Origin of the sequence: Streptosporangium sp. NPDC049046, assembly GCF_040649155.1 — a bacterium.
Classification (GTDB): Bacteria; Actinomycetota; Actinomycetes; order Streptosporangiales; family Streptosporangiaceae; genus Streptosporangium.
The window spans coordinates 16,949-34,882 of record NZ_JBEZEZ010000003.1; the positions used below are offsets into that span (position 1 = coordinate 16,949).

Consider the following 17,934-nt stretch of genomic DNA (forward strand, 5'->3'; position numbering starts at 1 on the left):
TCATGGGAATCACAAACATCGCGCCTAGATCAGGCGACCAGCCCATCACCTTCTGGCCTAACACCAGGAGAAATACGAAGGCCGCCCTCAGTAACACCCCCCACCCGTAGCGACGAGGCTCGTAACGATCACGCCGGTAAACAGGAAGCAAGGGAGGAAGCCGATTGGCCGTCAGCGCGTAGACACCTATCGCGAGGTTGAAAAATCCCAGTGTCAGTACGAATCCCTGAAGTACCGCAAGACTCATTCAGGTCAACTCCTCTGTCATCTGGAAGGGATCATCCCATGAGCACAGCTTGCCGAACCGTTCTCCTGAGTTACCAAGGCGATACCGCGGCGCGCCCGCCATCCGGGCATGCAGCCTGGGACGGTCCCGAACGGCGGATTCGGAGCCGAGCACCGCACCCAACCACCCCGCCGCGCTGGGACCGCAGCACCGCCCAAGTATCGTCCCCGCGCTCTCCCGACTTCGGTTGGTCTCATTCGTCATCGAGTAATCGAGGCGATCGACGAGCCGGTACTTCGTCCCTGATGAGGGTGCCTTGGCTCGGCCGGGAGGGCGCCGGCCCTGTTCGGCAGGGAAGCCTTCCCCTTGATCCACTATACGGTGACTCCCATGACCATCCCGTGCGCTTTCCGAGCCGCCGAAGCCGATGACCTGGACTTTCTCGAAAACATGTTGGTGGAGGCGGTCAACTGGCTCCCGGAAAGAAACCTCTCTCGGGAGCGGATCCTCTCCGATCCCGAACTCGCACATTATGTGGTCGGCTGGCCACGACCCGATGACCTTGGTGTGATCGCGGTCGGTGCGGACAAACAACCGCTTGGCGCGGCATGGTTGCGACGATTCACCGCCGAGGACCCGGGCTACGGCTATGTGGCGGACGACGTTCCCGAGCTGACAGTCGGTGTGCTCGCGGGGTGGCGCGGTCGCGGGATCGGGCGGGCTCTACTGCGCGAGCTCATCCGGGTGGCAGGCAAGCGTGGAATCAGCCGGATATCTCTCAGCGTCGAGCGGGCGAACCATGCGGCCATGCTGTACACCGACGAAGGATTCACCATCGTCAAGCAGTTCGAGGACTCGGACACGATGCTTTTCGAGGTGAGATAGCGGTGGTAAAAGCCGGATTTCACCTGCCATCGATACCGTTACACGCCGCCGTTCTCCCCACCCCTGTCAGCTCGACGTTCCATCCGTCGGCGGGCAGGCAGTGGTGATCCACGATCCGGTGGAACTCGCCGCCGCCCTCATGCGCTCGGGTTTCGTGAGGTGATCCTTTCCGGGAGAGAGCCCTTCCCCCGCGCCCCGGGCGGCTCAGAGCTTGACGACGGTGACGCGTCCGCCGCACAGGGCAGTGACGTCCTCCGGGTCGGAGGTGAGAACCGTGACGGGGCCGGGGGCATCGAGATCGATGGTCAGGTCTGCTTCAGGAACCCGCCGTCCACGGCGAAGTCCGCGCCGGTCGTGCTGGCCGAGCGAGGTGAGGCGAGCAGGGCGATCACGTCGGCGATCTCCTGGGGTTCGACCAGACGGCCGGTCGACAGCTTCATCATTTCCGGTGCCACCTGGTCGATGACGCTGTCGCGGTCCGTTCCGACCTGGGCGGCGAGGATGTCGGCCGCTCCGCCGCTCTCCGTCCACCATGCCGTGCGCACCGGCCCCGGGGAGATGGTGTTCACCCGGATGCCCTGGGGTGCGAACTCCTCGGAGAGAGCCTTGGTCAGGTTGTTGAGACCCGCCTTGGCCGCGCTGTAGTCGACGTTCATGGGAGCGGGCAGGCGGGCGCTGCCCGAGGAGACGTTGACGATCGAGCCTCCGCCTCGGGCGAGCATCGGCGGGATGGCCGCCCGAATGGTACGCACGACCGAGAACAGGTTGAACTCGAACATCACCCGCCAGTCTTCGTCGGTGGGGGTCAGGAACGAGAAGCGCGGCAGGGCCACGCCGGGCGGCGGTCCGCCGGCGTTGTTCACCAGGATGTCGAGCCCGCCGAACTCCGACACGGCCTGTTCCACGATCCTCGCGGGAGCCTCAGGGTCCATCAGGTCCGCCTGAACATGGATCAGGTCACCGCCGAGCGCCTCCAACTCGGGGGTGCTCTTCCGCGAAGCCGCCACCACGCGCACGCCTTCGGCGAGGAGGGTGCGAGTGACGGCCAGGCCGATGCCCTTGGAAGCACCGGTGACGACCGCGACCCGATCGGAAAGCTGGAGATCCATATCGTCTTCCCTCGTTTTGGTTTCCATCCGACAAAGCGGATGGTTCTCGTCGCCGAACACGTTACGAGTGGTCATGTGACGAGGGATGGCGTAATTCGGACGAGCAATTCCGGCGGAAATCAGACGCGGCATTCATGTATTCGCGCGTGCTTTACGAGCAGACGCATGCCCCATCGTCCGGAGACCACCCCGAGTGTGGCCCCCGGGAGTCGTCGGCGACGAACCGCGAGAGCTGCTCCCGCTCATTTCCAAGGCCATCGGCCGAGCTTGCTCAGTCCCGCGGTTTGCGCCAGACGATGCTGTAGCGGAACAGAAGGTGACGGCGATACCGGGAACCGGGCAGGATATCGGCGGCCAAGGCGCGCATCTGCGGGTATGTCACCGGCGGTGGCCACACTATGGGGGACGGATGTTCCCAGTGCCCCTTCACGGCGCGGTGGAAGGCACCGACGGCGACACCGGCCAGGTCGCGCGGCAGGTCGTTGGGCATGACGCTACGGGCGAGGCCGACGACGGCCAGGACACCGCCGGGGCGCAGCAGCTCGCGCATGCGGGCCAACCCGACGGCGGCGTCCATGTGGTGCAGGGTGGCCACGGACGCGATGACATCGAAAGAGGCGGGCTCGAAGGGGTGGGTGAGGAAGTCACCGAGGATGTAGTCGACGTCGTCGGGGTGCTCGCGGGCCTGGTCGAGGCCGGCCGCGTGGAGGTCGATCGCGGTGACGTGCGGCACGGTCCGCCGCAGTTCGCGGGCGAGCATGCCCTCGCCGCAACCGACGTCGAGGGCACGCCGGGCACCGTCAGGGATCGCGCGCAGGATGCGGGGGTGGTGATGGATGTTGTGGTTCCATCGCCTGCGGCTCTTCACGGTCATGTGTTCATCCTGCCGAACAGCCGTCGACGGATCCGCTGAGACGAGACGATTCCAGAGCGGCGCCGTTGATCGTGCCTTCGTGGAAGCGGTCGTGATTCAGGGCGAGGTGGGCTCGTTCGGAGGGCTCGTCTGGTCGCGGGCCGCGATGGCCAGGGCGATGAAATCGCGGAAGCGCGCGAACTCCGCCTGATCCATCTTCAGCCTCACCCCGCCCACCACCTGGCCGTCGTCCCGCCTGGCGCCGAGCCGAACCTTGAACCCGTCGCCGTGCGGCTGGACGTCCACCCCGAGAAACGCCACGTGGTAGCGGCTGCTCTCGGACAGGCCCCGGTGAAAGATTTCGAGGGTCCTGCCGTCCTGCACCAGGATGTGATCGCCGACCTGAAACTCCGCCGCCATAACTCCCACTTCGAAACCGGGTAGACCACCGGGTGGACAACAGTGCCCCGACTGTCCCACACGGTCGATGGCTCATGCCGGGTTCGTGGCGTACGTATCGGCTCGTCCTCGACAGGCTCGGGGGCCCAGGGGCGACTTCGGCTAACCGCGCGGGGCGTACATGATGACCAGCACGCCGAGTATGCATATGGCGGCCCCGATGACGTCCCAGCGATCGGGCTGGAACCTGTCCACCACCATGCCCCATCCCAGCGAGCCCGCGACGAACACGCCGCCGTAGGCGGCGAGGATGCGGCCGAAGTTGGCATCCGGCTGGAAGGTGGCCACGAGCCCGTACAGGCCCAGGGCGATGAATCCGGCGCCGATCCACAACAACCCACGTTGTTCTCGCACGCCCTGCCAGACCAACCAGGCCCCGCCGATCTCGGCGAGCGCGGCCACCACGAACAGGAGAAGAGAACGTGCGACAGTCACGACTGCGAATGTAGAGGATCGCCTTCGGCTCCTCGGCGCCCCCCTTCGCCCTGGCGGGAGGCGGCATGTCGCCCCCCGTCCGGGTCGGAGAACGGCAGCGGGCAGCGCGAACTTTCCGCGCACGCCACCAGGTCGTCGCATCCGGCGTCCATCGCCTGGATAAGCGTCTCGCGGATCGTCCCGAGGTCTGCGATCTTCTGTTCCACCTCGGCGAGCTTGGCCGTCGCCCGTGCCCGCAGACCGCCGTCCGGTCTGCGGTGACGGTGGGCGGTCGCCTCGACCAGGTCGGCCACCTCCTCCAGGGTGAAGCCCAGCCGTTGCGCCACCTTGATCACGCGCAGGACGGTCACGGTCTCCGGTGGATAGAGCCGGTGCCCTCCGTTGCTGCGCCGCGGCTCGCGCAGCAGGCCCCGCCGGTGGTAGTAGCGCAGCGTCTGGGTGTTGACCCCGGCCGCTTCCGCGACCTCTCCGGTGCGGAGCCATTCCCCGTTCACGACGTGACCGTCCGGGGAGACATCTCGGTCGCCCGGACCGCCAGGCCGTCGAGCACCTTCATGTGGACCTCGGGGACCTCGACGTCCACGGCCAGTCCCTCACGGCCGGGAGTGAGGGTGAAGGTGAAGAAGGCGCAGCAACCCGTCTCCCGGGCCGTCAGGTCACGCGCGGTCTCCTCCACCCGTGCTCCGGCATCGAGCGTGAGCCGTAGGTGAGTCGGCCCCACCCGTTCCAGTCCTCGCAGTGCGGAGGCGAACAGTTCGTCGAACTCCGCCACCCTCAGCGGTCGTTCCTCGGTCGGAAGCGTGCATTCGGCCGGTGCCCATTCCATGAGCCCTCCACGTATCGGGAGCGATCCCTACCGATCCGACGGTAAGCCTGTACCCCGGTACAGGATGCAACCCCGAACGGGCGCCCCTTCCCCACCGCCCACCCCGGGAGGCCGCGTGCTACTCTCGGCGCCCCCGATCGATCGATCATGAAGATGTCGAGAACGGGGGCGGTGTCACCGTTCGCCGCACCGGCACGAGGAGGGCGGAACATGACCGTCGTGAGGGACGTCGAGGCCCGCGGCACGCAGCACTGTGAGACGACGGCGCTGGGAGTGCTGCTGCGGCACGAGGGACTCGATCTTTCCGAGTCGATGTTGTTCGGGCTGGGCTCCGGCCTGTCCTTCATCTACTGGGACAGCAAGGCCATGGCGTTCCCCTTCCTCGGAGGCCGTGTCAAGCCTTTCGAACTCACCAGGAACCTGGCCGCCAGGCTGGGGCTGACATTGACGGTCGAGGAGACCACCTCGGCGCGCAAGGCGTGGGAGAACGTGGCCACCCCCATCGACGCCGGTCGGCCGGTCGGCCTCCAGCTCGACTGCTACCACCTGGACTATTTCCGGTCCAGGGTGCACTTCGGCGGTCATGTCGTCGCGATGTACGGCTACGACGAGCACGACGCCTATCTCGTGGACACCGACCAGCAGGGAGGAGCGGTGCGCAACAGCCGGGCCGGCCTCGCCAGGGCGCGTGCCGAACGCGGCCCGATGACCGCCAGGAATCGATCCTTCACCGTCACCGCCCCGGCTCATCCGCTCTCCTGGCAGGAGCAGATCATCCCCGCCGTCAGGGACTGCGCCGACGCCTTTCTCTCCGCCCCCATCTCGAACGTGGGGCATCGCGGTATCGAGAAGGCCGGCAAAAAGGTGCCCGGATGGCTGCTACGGGCCGGGGAGCCGAAGCAGGATCTGCCGCAGGCCGCCCTTCTCATGGAGAAGGGCGGCACCGGCGGCGCCCTGTTTCGTGCCCTTTATCGGGACTTCCTCGACGAATGCACCCGGCTGATCGACAACGACGACCTCCGCACCGGTCACCGGCTGTACGCCGAGGCCGCCGTCCTGTGGACGGACGTGGCAACCTTGATCACGAAGGCCGGAGAGAGCGGCGACGTGGAACACCTCAGGCAGGCCGGCGTCATCCTCCACGATCTTTCACGCATCGAGAAGGACGCCATGCGGGTCCTGCGTCGGCTGTAGCCGAAAACGGCTCATGGCGCACCCGCGGGAGACGGTCCTCGGCATACCTGGCAGGGCCCCGGCACGTTGAGGGTCTACGGAGCTCATCGGCCTGCTCGTAGGATGCATGCCGCGGTGTCCGGACTACTGAAAAATCTCGGAGCGGTCCGATCGCGATCACGAACCTGTGTACAACCGCTCCAGCCCCACCAACTGCACCCGTCCACCGCTGCGCGCCGCCGCGTCCTGCAACGCCGGCATGAACCCCATCCCGCTGAACAGCAGCAGCCGCCCCGGCGCCTCGCCCTTGGCCGCGAGGAGCGTCGCCACCCGCTCAAGCCTCTCCAGGTGCCCAAGCCCTACAACGTCCCCCCACTTGGCCTCCCCAATGGCCAGTAGTGCGCCGTCAGGGCTGTGGACAGCGACGTCCACCTCATGGCCTGTACGGCTGGTGACATCGTGAACAACCCCCGACTGGACACTTCCCGCCATATCACCCAGCGTCTCCTCGGACGCGAAGTCTTCACACCACACCCGACACATTCGCTCGTACACCGGCCCCGCGACGTTACTGCGAAAGCGAGGCTGAGCGGCACGCCAAATCCGCTCGGTACGCCCCTCCCGCGCCCTTTCCAGCTGCGCCCAGTAGGGGCGCATGATCGCGTGATAGAAGCGGACGAGCGGCTCGGTGATCCGATACTCGGAGCGGTTCCGGCGGAAGGCGTCCGGGTCGGCCACGAGGAGGCCGGCGTCCTCCAGAACGGTCAGGTGATGAGAAATGTCGACGGCTTTGCGCTCGATTCTGCTCGCGATACCACTGCGGGTCGCGTTGCCCTCGGCGACCGCGGCCAGAACCGTGTGATAAAGGCCGGTGTCGCGCAGCGCCGGGTCCTCGGCCAGCAGGAAACGCACCTCGCGGAAAAGAGGGCTGGCCGGGTTGAGAACGTACTCCACGACCCAGCGGTCGAAGTCGGCCAGACCCGCCGGGGCGATCCCGGCCAGATATTCGGTGCGGTAGGCGGGGGTGCCGCCGACGACGAAGTAGACCAGGGCCGCCAGTCGAGGCTCGGCCGTCAGCCCCCAGAACTCGGCGGCCAGCCGGAAGTTGAAGGTGGGCACCACCAGTTCCAACCCGGCCCGCCCGCGCAGTGGCGCCTGCCCGGAGAGCAGGCCGCCCATGAAGGAGATCGACGACCCGCACAGCAGCAGACGCGACCGTGACGCCCCCCGCTGCTTGCGGCGCGGCGACAGAGCCTTCTGGATGACCGACGGCAGGTCCTTGGCATCACGCACCAGGTAGGGGAACTCGTCGAGAACGACGGGAACGGTCCGTTCATCCCCCAAGGAGAGCAGGCCGTCGATCCCCTCCTCCCAGTTTTCGAACCTGACCCGTCCCGGTGTCCCGGTGAACGCGGAGACGGCCTCCCCGAGCTGGCGCAGCGCCTCCGCCCTGGGCACGGCCTCGGTGGCGGCGTAGTAGAAACCACCGGTCGCCTCACAGACGGCTTCCAGCAGGAACGTCTTGCCCTGCCGGCGTCGTCCGGAGACCACCCCGAGTGTGGCCCCCCGGGAGTCGTTGGCGACGAACCGCGAGAGCTGCTCCCACTCCCACTCGCGGTCGAACATGTCCGACGGCCGCGGCAGCGACATCTTGACCTCCTCCTTTTAGGAGTACAGTACTTAAAAGTGTACTCCTAAAAACGCGTGCACGGGCACCATGCGGTTGACACCCTTCCCAAGCCGACAGGCATCGAGAAGGACGCCATGCGGGTGCTGCGTCGCCTGTGGCCGAAAACGGCTCATGGCGCACCCGCCGGAAACGCTCCTCGGCACACCCGGCGGCAGGCCCTTCGCGACCCCGTCCCCGACATCGCTCGTCCTCCCGTGGGAGGACGAGCGATGTCGCCGGACAGCGCGACAGGGGAAAAGCCTTCACGGCAAATCGCACCCACTTCCCACACACCTGAATTCAAAAAAGAATATGACAATGGCACGGCGGGCATATTTCGCCGACCGGCAGATAATGTCCGATATGCATTGATGTGGGAACTCGACTTTATTTACAATAAGGAAAGTCCTTCCGTTCGTCCTGGCGGAGTTTTCCGTGAGGCCCCGGCGGAGTTCGATTTCCAAGGCATGGAGAGTGGCATGACGGCTTCATCCGGCACCCGCGGCGGGCTCGACCTGAGCGGGCGGGCCTGCATCGTCACCGGAGCCGCGCGGGGCATCGGGGCGGCCGAGGCCCGGCTGCTGGCGCGGCGCGGGGCGGCGGTGCTGTGCGCGGACCTCGCGGACAGCGGGCCGCTGGCCGAGGAGATCCGGGACGCGGGCGGCACCGCCGTGGCCTGGCGGGGGGACCTCGCGGAGAAGGGCGCGGCCGAGGACGTGCTGGAGGCGGCGGAGGGGTTCGGGGTGCCGGTGTCGGTGCTGGTGAACAACGCCGGGATCGTCAGGGACCGGATGGTCTTCAATCTGGACGACGACGACTGGGAGGCGGTGCTCGCGGTCAACCTGACCGCACCCTTCCGGCTGTGCCGGGCGCTCGCCCGACACTGGCGGGCGAACCCGGGGGACGGGCGCCGGATCGTGAACACGAGCAGCGAGTCGGGCCTGTACGGCAACGCGGGGCAGGGCAACTACGCGGCGGCCAAGGCCGGGCTGGCCTCGCTCACCCTGACCATGGCGGCCGAGCTGGGCCGGTACGGGGTGTGCGTCAACGCGATCGCGCCTCGGGCGCGGACCCCGATGAGCGAGGCGGCGTTCGGCGGCCTGCCCGACGGCGCGCTGCCCGCCGAACGAATCGCGACCGTGGTGGCCTGGCTCGCCGGTCCCGAGAGCGAGGACGTGACGGGACAGGTCTTCGTCGTCGCCGGGAACACGGTGCGGCGGATGCGAACCTGGTCGCCGGTGCGCACGGTCCCGCAACCGGCCGACTGGTCGGCGGAGTCGGCCGCGCGGTTCCGCGACGGGCTGTTCGCGGGGGACGAAACCCGGTACGTGCCCGCTCCGATCGGCGCCCTGTTCACCGAGGGGACCGGCGAAGGGCTCGGCTGAGCGGGCGCCGGGGCACGGGGGCCGGCGAAGGGCTCGGCCGAGCGGATACCGGGGCATGAGGTCTTCCCGCCGGTCACGGCTGCCCGGAGGCCGGCGGCGGCGGGAAGGAACGGGCGTCGACCGCGGCGAGCGACTCCAGGGCGAGCCCGTGCGCCAGGCCGAACTGCAGCTCGCGCCGGATCAGCATCGTCAGGCAGGCACGGGTGTAGCGCAGGGTGAGGGTGGTGTTGCCGGCGAGCTGCCGGGCGAGCTCCCAGGCGCGCTCCAGCAGCCGCTCCCGCGGCAGCACCTCGGCGACCAGGCCGAGTTCCAGCGCCTCGTGGGCACCGATGGTCCGGCCGGTGAGCAGAAAGTGCCTCGCCCTGTTCATCCCGAGCAGCCAGGGCCAGACGATGTGCACGCCGTCGCCCGGCACCACCCCGGCGACCACGTGCTGGTGGTCGGCGAAGGCGGCCGTCTCTGAGGCGAGCACGATGTCGGAGAGCAGCGCGAGCTCGGCGTGCTCGGTGGCGGGGCCGTTCACCGCGGCGATCACCGGGACCTCGATGTCGAGCAGGTCGAAGAGCATGTGCCGCCCCTCGTGCGCGATCCTGTCCCAGCCCAGCGGGGTGGTGTTGCGCCGCTCGAAGGCCATCTCGGTCAGGAAGTCGGGGCCGGTGCCGGTCAGGATGACCACCCGGTTTTCCGGGTCCGTGGCGATCTGCCGGAACGCCTCCGGCAGTTCGCGGTGTGCCCGCTCGCTCCACTTCAGCGATCCGCCGTCGGTGTGCAGCGAGACCTGCAGGATGCCGTCGTGCCGTTCCATCGCGACGTCGGCGAACCGGTCGCGGTACTCCTCGAACCTGCTCACCGGCCCGGCACCCCCGCCTCGCGCCCCTCAGGGCGGCGGCCGTCGGGTGCCCAGGGCCGGTAGCCCGGCTCCAGCGGCACCTGGAAGGTGGCCATCAGGGTGGTGAGGGCGCGCCAGATCGCGATCACGTAGCAGATCTCGACGACCTCGCCGTCGTTCGCCAGCCCCGACCTCAGGTCGCCCAGGGTCTCCGGGGAGATCCGGTCGTCGCGCACCATCTCGTCAACCGCGCGCATCACGGCGCGCTCGACGGACCCGAACTCCGGGTGGTCCGCGCCCTCGCGGACGCCGAGCACGTCGGATGGGCGCTTGCCCGGCAGGTCGACGTCGACCGTCGGGGAGTAGTGGTGTGCCCACAGGTACTCGGAGCCGGTGGCCCAGGCCACCCGCATGATCGCGAGTTCGCGCAGCCGGGTGGCCTCCGGGCGGACGGTGAGCCGCCCTTCCCACAGGATCCGGTCGTTGATCTCGTTCTCCACCCGGGCGGACTGCGGGGAGTTCATCAGCAGGCGGTAGAAGTGGATCCGCGACATCTCCTCGCGCATCCCCACCTCGACCGCGATCCGCGCGGCCTCCTCCACGGGGAGCATCGGAATGAGCCCCTGGGGTTCGTCGGTCGGCATGGCCGCCCCTTTCTGATCTCCTCGCCGGAATCCGGAATCCGGAATTCCGAATCCGGGATGCCGCGGTGCCCCGACCTCACCCCGGGTGCCGTTATCCCCGCCGTTACCAGGTGGGGGTGACGGGCAGGACGAGCGCCGAAGGGTGCTCGGCGTCGTGCAGGACCGTCTGCATCGCGACCCGCAGGTCCCGGTGCGAGGACGCCGTGCCGTCGGCGGTGTTGGGATGCCGGTCGTACTTGGGGAACGAGCTGCTGGAGACCTCCAGCCGGATCCGGTGTCCCGGCAGGAAGACGTTCCCCGTGGCGATCAGGTCCACCTCGACCCGGATCGGGCCGTCCCCCGCCGCCGTGACCTCCGCCGCGGTGATCCGCCGGATGCCGTCGCAGAGCAGGTACGCCCGGCCGTCGGGGTGGACGTCCACCAGCTTGGCGGTCACGTCGGTGGCCGGGGCGGTGGTGCGCAGGTACAGCACGGCGTGCACCGGGCCGATCACCTCGACCGGCTCGCTCAGCGGGTCTCCGCTGTAGACCAGGACGTCGTCGCGGTCCTCGACCGCGCTCTGGTCCATCGGGCCGGAGTTGGCGGCCGGGTTGGGCAGGTAGACGGCGCCGCCTCGGGTGGGTACCGGGTGGCGCGGGTCGTACAGGAAGGCGTCGTGCGGCTCGTCGCCGCGCGGCGGCTCGGTGCTCAGCCAGCCGTCCCCGTGCCGGGAGTTGGCCGTCCCGCCGCCGCGCAGGTACCACTCGGTGGGGCGGGCGCGGGCGAGCGGCCACTCCTGCTCGTCGCGCCACTCGTCGGCGCCCATCACGAACACGCGCACCGGCGGCAGGTCGGGGCCCGGGCCGTCGGCGAGGTGCCGCCCGAACCAGGCGAGCTGGATCCCCTCCAGGTCCATCCCGACGGGGAAGCGCCGCTCAGGGCCGCAGGAGTCGCCGAACAGCGCGGGCGCCCACTGGGTCCACGGGCCGATGACGAGGCGCTGCGCCTCGGCGGCCGGGCCGCCCGCTTCCTTGATCGCCTGGTAGGCGGCGAGGTTGCCGTCCAGGTGCACGTTGTACCAGCCGGCCACGTGCAGCACGGGGAGGTCGGTCTCCGCCAGCGCCTCGCGGGCGCTGAGCCGGTCCCAGTACGGGTCGCCCGGCGGGTGGGCGAGCCACTCCCCGTAGTGCGGGGCGACGCCGTCCAGGGCGGGCACGTCGGAGAGCGGGAGGGCGCGGAAGGCGGCGTCCGGGTCGCGCAGGGCGCGCGCCAGGGCGCCGGAGGCCGTCCGGTGGGCGTCCGCGCCGTCACGGACGACGGCGCGGCGGAGCTGGTCGGGTGCGAGGTTGGCGAGGCTCCACCAGAGGTTGAAACCGAGCTGGAACGCGCCGCCGCGCCAGACCCAGCCGCCGTCGAACTCGGACGCGGTGAAGTGCGGCACGATCGTCCGCAGCCCGGGCGGCCGGCGCCGGAGCGCCTGCCACTGCGGGACGCCGTTGTTCGACGCCCCGTACATGCCGACCCTGCCGTTGGACCACGGCTGCGCGGCGGCCCACTCCACGCAGGCGGCGGCGTCCGCGCCCGAGCCCTCGAACGGGCGGAACGGCTCGTCGCCGCCGGAGCGGAACCGGCCGCGCGCGTCCACCACCACGACGGCGAACCCCTCGTCCACCGCGCGCTCGGGGTTGATCACACCGTAGACCGAGGCCCAGTTCGACTTGTCGTAGGCGGTGTACTGGAGCAGCACCGGCCGCGGGCCGAAAGCCGGGTCGCGGTAGACGTCGGCGCGCAGCATCACCCCGTCGGGCAGCGGGATCCGTACGTCCCGCTCGCGCAGGACCGGGGGCCGCATCAGTCCTCGCCCACGACGGCCCGCACCACGCGGGTCTCCAGCGCGCCGAGCCCGTCGATCTCCAGCCGGACCACGTCGTCCGGCCTGATCCAGCGGTCGATCTCGATTCCCGCGCCGGTGCCGACCGTGCCGGAGCCGAGCAGGTCGCCCGGCAGCAGGGTCTCCCCCGCCGACGCGTGCGCGACGATCTGCTCGATCGACCAGTGGATCGTCGCGGCGGAGCCCTCCGACCACAGCTCGCCGTTGACGAAGGCCCGCATCCCCGCGCCGAAAGGGCGGGGGATCTCGTCGGCGGTGACGAGGTAGGGGCCGGTGGCGCAGCCCCGGTCGAAGCCCTTGGTCTTGGCCGGTCCGACCCGGGTGCCCATCTCGCGGCCCTGCACGTCGCGGCAGGACAGGTCGTTGAAGATGGTGAGCCCGGCGATGTGCTCCCAGGCCCGCTCCGGCGGGATGTCCCGGCCGCGGCGGCCGATCACGATCGCGAACTCCAGCTCGTAGTCGAGCTTCTCGGTGTAGGCGGGCCACTGGCCGGGCTCGTCGGGGCCGAACACCGAGGCGCTGCGCGTCACGTAGTGCGACGGGGCCTCGTACCACTCCTGCGGGACCTCGCGGCCGAGGTTGCGCAGGGCGTTGACCATGTGGTCCTCGAAGGCGAAGAAGTCGCGCACGGTCGGCGGCCGGTCGACGGGGGCGAGCAGGCGGACCGCGTCGCGCCGGTAGGCGTGCGCGCCGAGCGGACCCGACCGTCCCAGCGCGGCCTCGGCGTCGCCCAGCGCATCGAGCAGCCGCCGCGCCTCGTCCTCGGCGCGCCCGCCCGACCCCAGCAGGGCGACGGTGCTTCCGGGAAAGGTCGCGCGGGCGAGCTCGGAGGCGCGGCCGGCCTCTCCGCCGTCGGCGAGGATCTCCGAGGCGAGGAGCGCGGCGAGGTCGACGACGATCGGGGCGTCGAGTGCTCCGACCGCGGCTCCCGCGCGTACCTCGGCGTCCGGCCAGCCATGCGGTGTGAAGCGGCAAATCCTCATGGGAACCCTCCGTCGATCGCGACCGAATGGCCGTTCCGTTGTGAAGTGCGGTTTATTGCGGGAGCCGTTAATCCGTCGTTACGGATCACGGAGAACAGCCAGGTAACTGGCCGTCCCGTTCGATATCGGCAGTGGATTCGGTCTGTGACTGCTGAGGAGTGGGACTGTGGGCGTCAAGGCGATCGTTCAGCTGTATCCGGTCATCCCGGTCGAGGGCGGGGCCTCCGGTCGCGCGGCCCGGCGACCGCTGGGGCGCGACCGCGACGAGTTCCAGAAGGTCATGCGGGACTGGGCGAGAATCGCCAAGGCCGCGGAGGACCTGGGGTACTGGGGCATCGCCGGCATCGAGCACCATTTCCACTCCGAGGGGTACGAGATCTCCCCGTCCCCCGGAGTGGTCAACGCCTGGCTGGGCGCGCACACCAGCCGGATCAACATCGGCACCAACGGCTACGTGCTGGGCACCCAGGACGCCATCCGGGTGGCCGAGGAGTGCGCCATGCTCGACCACATGCTCGAAGGCCGCTTCTGGACCGGGGTGAGCCGCGGCTACCAGTCGCGCTGGACCGACGTGCTCGGCCAGCACCTGGGCACCCAGGCCACGCTGTCGGACGGCGGCGCGGCCGACAAGGCGAACCGGGGGATCTTCGAGGAGCAGGTCGACCTGATGCTCAAGGCCTGGACCCAGGACTCCTTCGACTTCAACGGCTCCCGGGTCCAGGTGCCGTTCCCCTACGACACCGGTATCGCCGGCTACCCGGCCGCCGACACCGCGTCGCTGATGGGCGCGGTGGACGAGATCGACGGGGACGGGGTGATCCGGAAGATCTCCGTCACCCCGGCGCCGTACCAGCGTCCGCACCCGCCGGTGTTCGTGGCGTCCTCCAGCTCGGAGGAGTCGATCCGGTACTGCGCGCGCAACGGCTTCGTGGTGTGCAGTTTCTCCCCCTCCTCCCGCACCGAGGAGTTCGCCCGCGTGTACGCGGAGGAGGCGGCCGCGGTCGGCCACCCGCTGCCGTTGGGCGCCAACCAGGCCCCGGTGCGGTGGCCGCACATCACCGACTCCCCCGCGGCGTTCGACAAGGCCCTGCTGGACTACGACGCCGACATCTTCGAGCACTTCTACGCGAAGTTCTTCAAGAAGAAGATGGCGATGGGCGACGACGTGGTGCAGGCCGTCAAGGACTCCGGCCTGTTCCTGGGCGGCACCGTCGACCAGGCGCGGGCCCAGTTCTCCGCGGAGTGGGAGCGGGTCCCCTACGAGTACTCGGTGCTGATCTGGCACTGGGCGCAGCAGCCCGCCGACGACGTGATCCGCGAGATGGAACTGATGGCCACCAAGGTCTACCCGGAGATCGGCGGCATGGCCGGTCCGGAGGAGCGTCCGCTGGCGCAGTGGGCCACGACCTGACCCGGCGTCCGCGTACGACCGCCGCCCTCGACCCGGGGCGGCGGCACGGTGCGCCCGCCGTCCGGTGACGGCGGGCGCACCGGGTAACGCCACCCGTAATGCGGTGGCGCTATCAATATGAACCTCAACCACCATTCTCAGATGTCAGCGGACGAGGGCACACCCGCACGCGTGCGCGTCCGCCGCCCGTCTCGCCGTTTCGCGAGGAGTCGTCGTGTTCGAGTTCTTCCCAGGCGACCACGCCTGGTCGTCAACGGTGAACCTGGCCCTGATGGCCGGCGGTTCACTCGGCGACATGGAGTGCTGGCTGGGCCCGCTCCGCGACCTTCCGGCGGCGGACCCCTCGGCGGCGGACCCGCCCCTGACGAGGTTGGATGCCTGGGCCGCCGCCTGGGCGGGGATGGCGCACCGGCAGGAGGAACTCGCCGCCCGGGACCTGAAGGCCGGGTACCCGGCGACGGCGGGGGCGCGCTACCTGCGCGCCTCGGTGTACCACGCGAGCGGGCAGCGGGAGATCCCGCTGGGGCCCGCGAAGTCGGAGAGCTACGCCGCGGCCCTGCAGGCGTTCGGGAACGCGATGGAGTGCGCGGCCCTGCCGCTCGAGCGTGTCCACATCGACTCCCCCGACGGCATGATGCCCGGCTACCTGATCGCGCCGGACGCCGGCGACCCGCGGCCGGTGGTGATCGTCTACGGCGGCCTGGACCTGACCAAGGAACTGATGTACGCCGTGATGGGCACCGCGTTCGCCCGCCGGGGCGTCACCTGCCTGGTCGTCGACACCCCCGGCACCGGGGAGATGGTCCGGCTGCGCGGCGTACCCTCGCGCCCGGACTACGAGGTGCCCACCGCGGCGATCATCGACTACCTGGAGACCCGGCGTGACGTGGACGCCCGGCGCGTGGCCGTGCTCGGCATCAGCTTCGGCGGGTACTACGCGGCCCGCGCGGCGGCGTTCGAGCCGCGGGTCTCGGCCTGCGTCTCGTGGGCCGGCAACTGGGACTGCGGCGCGGTGTGGAGACGACGCTGGGACGACCGCTCCGGGTACGAGCCGGCGTCGTGGTTCCTGCCCTGGGTGCTCGGCACACCGAGCGTGGAGCGGGCCCTGGAACGGTTGGAGGAGTGGACGCTCGCGACCGTGTGGCCGCGGGTGACCCAGCCCCTGCTCATCGTGCACGGGGAGGACGACCGGGAGATCCCGGTCGCCGACGCGCGCCGCGCCTTCGAGGCGGCCGGATCGGAGGACAAGACGCTGCGCGTGTTCGCCTCCGGGGAGAGCGGCGCCGAGCACATGCAGACCGACGACCCGGACCCGACCCTGCGGCTGATCGCCGAGTGGCTGTCGCTGCGGATACCGGCGGAGGCGAGCCTGCCGCCGGAGGCGGGCGACCTGCCCGGGGGGACGAACCTGCGGGCGCCCTCGCCGCAGGCGGTCTGACCCCCGGCTCTGTGCCCCGGCCTCTGATCCCAGGCACAGGAAACACCGACGGAGAAGCGCCCCGCCACCTCGGGGCGCTTCTCCGTCTGTCCGGCCGGGTCTGCGTCGGCCGGGTCTGTCGCGCGAGCCCGCGTCAGTCCGCGGGGCGCCAGAACGGCAGGGACGCCTCATCGTTCAGCGGGACGAAATCGACCTCGACCCGCATCCCGATCCGGACCTCGTCCACCTCGCAGCCGATCACGTTGCCCATGATCCGCGGCCCCTCGTCGAGTTCGACCACGGCGACCGCGTACGGGGTCCACTGGTTGAAGGGGAACGCCCCGTTCTGCCGCACCACGGAGAAGGTGTGCACGACGCCCCTGCCCGCGGTGGTCAGCCAGCCGGGCACGGCGCCGCACTCGACGCAGATCTGCCGGGGGTAGAACTGCCGGTGGGAGCATTCGGGGCACTCCTGCACCAGCAGCTCGCCGCGCAGCGTGGCCTCCCAGTACGGTCGGGTGGAGGCGTCGAGCAGCGGTACCGGGCGGCCCTCCATCGGGGGCGCGTCAGCGGGGGTGGTGGCGTTCGTCATGCCTTGTCCTTTCCGAGGATCACGGTGCCCATCGCCGACAGCCAGCCGCCCGAGCCGCACGCCAGGGCGACCTCGGCGCCCTCGACCTGCGCCTCGCCCCCCTGCCCGCGCAGCTGCCTGGTGGCCTCGATGAGCAGGAAGATGCCGCGCATGCCGGGGTGGCAGGAGCTGAGCGCGCCGCCGTCGGTGTTCAGCGGCAGGGCGCCGCCGAGCTGCAGCGCGCCGGAGGCCGCGAACGGGCCTCCCTCGCCCTTCTTGCAGAACCCGAGGTCCTCCAGCATGAGCAGTGCGGTGATGGTGAAGCTGTCGTAGAGCTGCACCGTGTCGACGTCGTCGGGGGTGAGGCCCGCCTGGGCGAAGGCCTCCTTCCCGCTGCGCTCCGCGGCGGTGCGGGTGTAGTCGGGCATCTGGCTGATGTTCCAGTGCGTCTGCGCGGACGCGGCGCCCAGCACGTACACCGGCGGCTGGCGCAGGTCGCGGGCCCGCTCGGCGGTGGTCACGATCACCGCGCCGCCGCCGTCGGAGACCACGCAGCAGTCCAGCAGGTGCAGCGGGTCGGCGATCATGCGGGAGTTGACCACGTCCTCGACCGTCATCGGCTTGCGGTACTGCGCGTTCGGGTTGAGCGCGGCGTGCGTGCGGCAGGCCACCGCGATCGCGGCCAGCTGCTCGGAGGTGGTGCCGTACTCGTGCATGTGCCGCTGCGCGGCCATCGCGTAGGCGCCGATCAGCGAGTTGCCCCAGGGCGACTCGAACTGCAGGACGCCGGGGACCGCCTCGCCGGGCTTCTTGGCGCCGAAGCCGGGGTTGGTGCCCGACTTGGTGTACAGGTCGGAGCCGTAGACGATGAGCACGTTGTCGCACAGGCCGGCACGGATCGCGGCGGCCGCGTGCTGGACGTGCAGCTCGAAGCTGGAGCCGCCGACGGCGGTGCCGTCGAAGTAGCGCGGGTTGATGCCCAGGATCTCGGCCATGGTGCCGGCGTTGTCGGGCTGCGCGAAGTCCCCCTGGGCGCACATGAACCCGTCGATCTCGCTCTTGGCGAGGCCGCAGTCGGCGAGTGCCCGCTGCGTGGCGAGCACGTGGTGTCCGACCGCGTCGAGATGCGGGGCCTTGGGGTAGTCGCTCAGGCCGATCCCGGCGATGACTGGCGTGCGGTCAACCATGG

At 69.9% G+C, this 17,934-nt stretch carries 18 protein-coding genes; 5 read left to right on the forward strand and 13 right to left on the reverse strand.

All coding sequences use genetic code 11. From position 1 onward, the window contains the following. Positions 1–616: 616 nt before the first annotated feature. A complete protein-coding gene (locus tag AB0B96_RS04490) occupies positions 617–1,111 on the forward strand; it encodes a GNAT family N-acetyltransferase (protein ID WP_362896466.1) in 495 nt (164 codons plus the stop codon). Between the two features lie 305 nt (positions 1,112–1,416). Here the strand turns inward: AB0B96_RS04490 and AB0B96_RS04495 are convergent, their stop codons facing one another. The 6 genes from AB0B96_RS04495 to AB0B96_RS04520 form a co-directional block, all read right to left on the reverse strand. Beyond that, complete coding sequence (locus AB0B96_RS04495; protein ID WP_362896468.1) at positions 1,417–2,220, reverse strand: SDR family oxidoreductase; 804 nt, start codon at positions 2,218–2,220, stop codon at positions 1,417–1,419. A 271-nt stretch (positions 2,221–2,491) separates the two neighbouring features. Next, the gene (locus tag AB0B96_RS04500; RefSeq protein ID WP_362896470.1) at positions 2,492–3,094 is read right to left on the reverse strand and encodes a class I SAM-dependent methyltransferase; all 603 of its coding nucleotides are present in this window, start codon (positions 3,092–3,094) and stop codon (positions 2,492–2,494) included. Between the two features lie 96 nt (positions 3,095–3,190). Then, on the reverse strand, positions 3,191–3,493 hold the full coding sequence (locus AB0B96_RS04505) for a hypothetical protein (RefSeq protein WP_362896472.1): 303 nt from the start codon (positions 3,491–3,493) through the stop codon (positions 3,191–3,193). A gap of 141 nt (positions 3,494–3,634) precedes the next feature. After that, entirely contained in the window at positions 3,635–3,967 is a 333-nt protein-coding gene (locus AB0B96_RS04510) for a YnfA family protein (RefSeq protein ID WP_350942990.1), read from the reverse strand. Then, a complete protein-coding gene (locus AB0B96_RS04515; RefSeq protein WP_350942988.1) occupies positions 3,964–4,461 on the reverse strand; it encodes a MerR family transcriptional regulator in 498 nt (165 codons plus the stop codon). The genes AB0B96_RS04510 and AB0B96_RS04515 overlap by 4 nt, the downstream gene beginning before the upstream one ends. Next, positions 4,458–4,793: a hypothetical protein gene (locus AB0B96_RS04520; RefSeq protein ID WP_362896474.1), complete on the reverse strand. Its 336-nt coding sequence runs from the start codon at positions 4,791–4,793 to the stop codon at positions 4,458–4,460. Before AB0B96_RS04520 ends, AB0B96_RS04515 begins: the two co-directional genes overlap by 4 nt. Before the next feature lie 210 nt (positions 4,794–5,003). Between AB0B96_RS04520 and AB0B96_RS04525 the strand changes: the two genes are divergently transcribed. Then, on the forward strand, positions 5,004–5,987 hold the full coding sequence (locus tag AB0B96_RS04525) for a BtrH N-terminal domain-containing protein (RefSeq protein ID WP_362896476.1): 984 nt from the start codon (positions 5,004–5,006) through the stop codon (positions 5,985–5,987). 156 nt (positions 5,988–6,143) lie between these two features. Here AB0B96_RS04525 and AB0B96_RS04530 read toward each other — a convergent pair whose 3' ends face one another. Beyond that, the gene (locus tag AB0B96_RS04530; RefSeq protein ID WP_362896478.1) at positions 6,144–7,616 is read right to left on the reverse strand and encodes an ATP-binding protein; all 1,473 of its coding nucleotides are present in this window, start codon (positions 7,614–7,616) and stop codon (positions 6,144–6,146) included. A gap of 498 nt (positions 7,617–8,114) precedes the next feature. Between AB0B96_RS04530 and AB0B96_RS04535 the strand changes: the two genes are divergently transcribed. Beyond that, positions 8,115–9,020, forward strand: coding sequence for an SDR family NAD(P)-dependent oxidoreductase (locus AB0B96_RS04535; protein ID WP_362896480.1), 906 nt, complete (start codon positions 8,115–8,117; stop codon positions 9,018–9,020). A gap of 73 nt (positions 9,021–9,093) precedes the next feature. Here the strand turns inward: AB0B96_RS04535 and AB0B96_RS04540 are convergent, their stop codons facing one another. The 4 genes from AB0B96_RS04540 to AB0B96_RS04555 form a co-directional block, all read right to left on the reverse strand. Continuing rightward, positions 9,094–9,870 (reverse strand): enoyl-CoA hydratase/isomerase family protein, encoded by a 777-nt coding sequence (locus AB0B96_RS04540; RefSeq protein WP_362896482.1) that lies wholly within the window; start codon positions 9,868–9,870, stop codon positions 9,094–9,096. Next, entirely contained in the window at positions 9,867–10,493 is a 627-nt protein-coding gene (locus AB0B96_RS04545; protein WP_362896484.1) for a hypothetical protein, read from the reverse strand. Before AB0B96_RS04545 ends, AB0B96_RS04540 begins: the two co-directional genes overlap by 4 nt. Before the next feature lie 103 nt (positions 10,494–10,596). Further along, positions 10,597–12,324: a CocE/NonD family hydrolase gene (locus AB0B96_RS04550; RefSeq protein ID WP_362896486.1), complete on the reverse strand. Its 1,728-nt coding sequence runs from the start codon at positions 12,322–12,324 to the stop codon at positions 10,597–10,599. Further along, a complete protein-coding gene (locus AB0B96_RS04555) occupies positions 12,324–13,346 on the reverse strand; it encodes a fumarylacetoacetate hydrolase family protein (protein ID WP_350942972.1) in 1,023 nt (340 codons plus the stop codon). The genes AB0B96_RS04550 and AB0B96_RS04555 overlap by 1 nt, the downstream gene beginning before the upstream one ends. 166 nt (positions 13,347–13,512) lie before the next feature. Between AB0B96_RS04555 and AB0B96_RS04560 the strand changes: the two genes are divergently transcribed. Next, positions 13,513–14,757: an LLM class flavin-dependent oxidoreductase gene (locus AB0B96_RS04560; RefSeq protein ID WP_362896488.1), complete on the forward strand. Its 1,245-nt coding sequence runs from the start codon at positions 13,513–13,515 to the stop codon at positions 14,755–14,757. A gap of 214 nt (positions 14,758–14,971) precedes the next feature. Beyond that, a complete protein-coding gene (locus AB0B96_RS04565; protein WP_362896490.1) occupies positions 14,972–16,195 on the forward strand; it encodes an alpha/beta fold hydrolase in 1,224 nt (407 codons plus the stop codon). Between the two features lie 133 nt (positions 16,196–16,328). Here the strand turns inward: AB0B96_RS04565 and AB0B96_RS04570 are convergent, their stop codons facing one another. Then, the gene (locus AB0B96_RS04570; protein WP_350942968.1) at positions 16,329–16,766 is read right to left on the reverse strand and encodes a Zn-ribbon domain-containing OB-fold protein; all 438 of its coding nucleotides are present in this window, start codon (positions 16,764–16,766) and stop codon (positions 16,329–16,331) included. Then, complete coding sequence (locus tag AB0B96_RS04575) at positions 16,763–17,932, reverse strand: acetyl-CoA acetyltransferase (RefSeq protein ID WP_362896492.1); 1,170 nt, start codon at positions 17,930–17,932, stop codon at positions 16,763–16,765. Before AB0B96_RS04575 ends, AB0B96_RS04570 begins: the two co-directional genes overlap by 4 nt. Positions 17,933–17,934 lie beyond the last annotated feature (2 nt).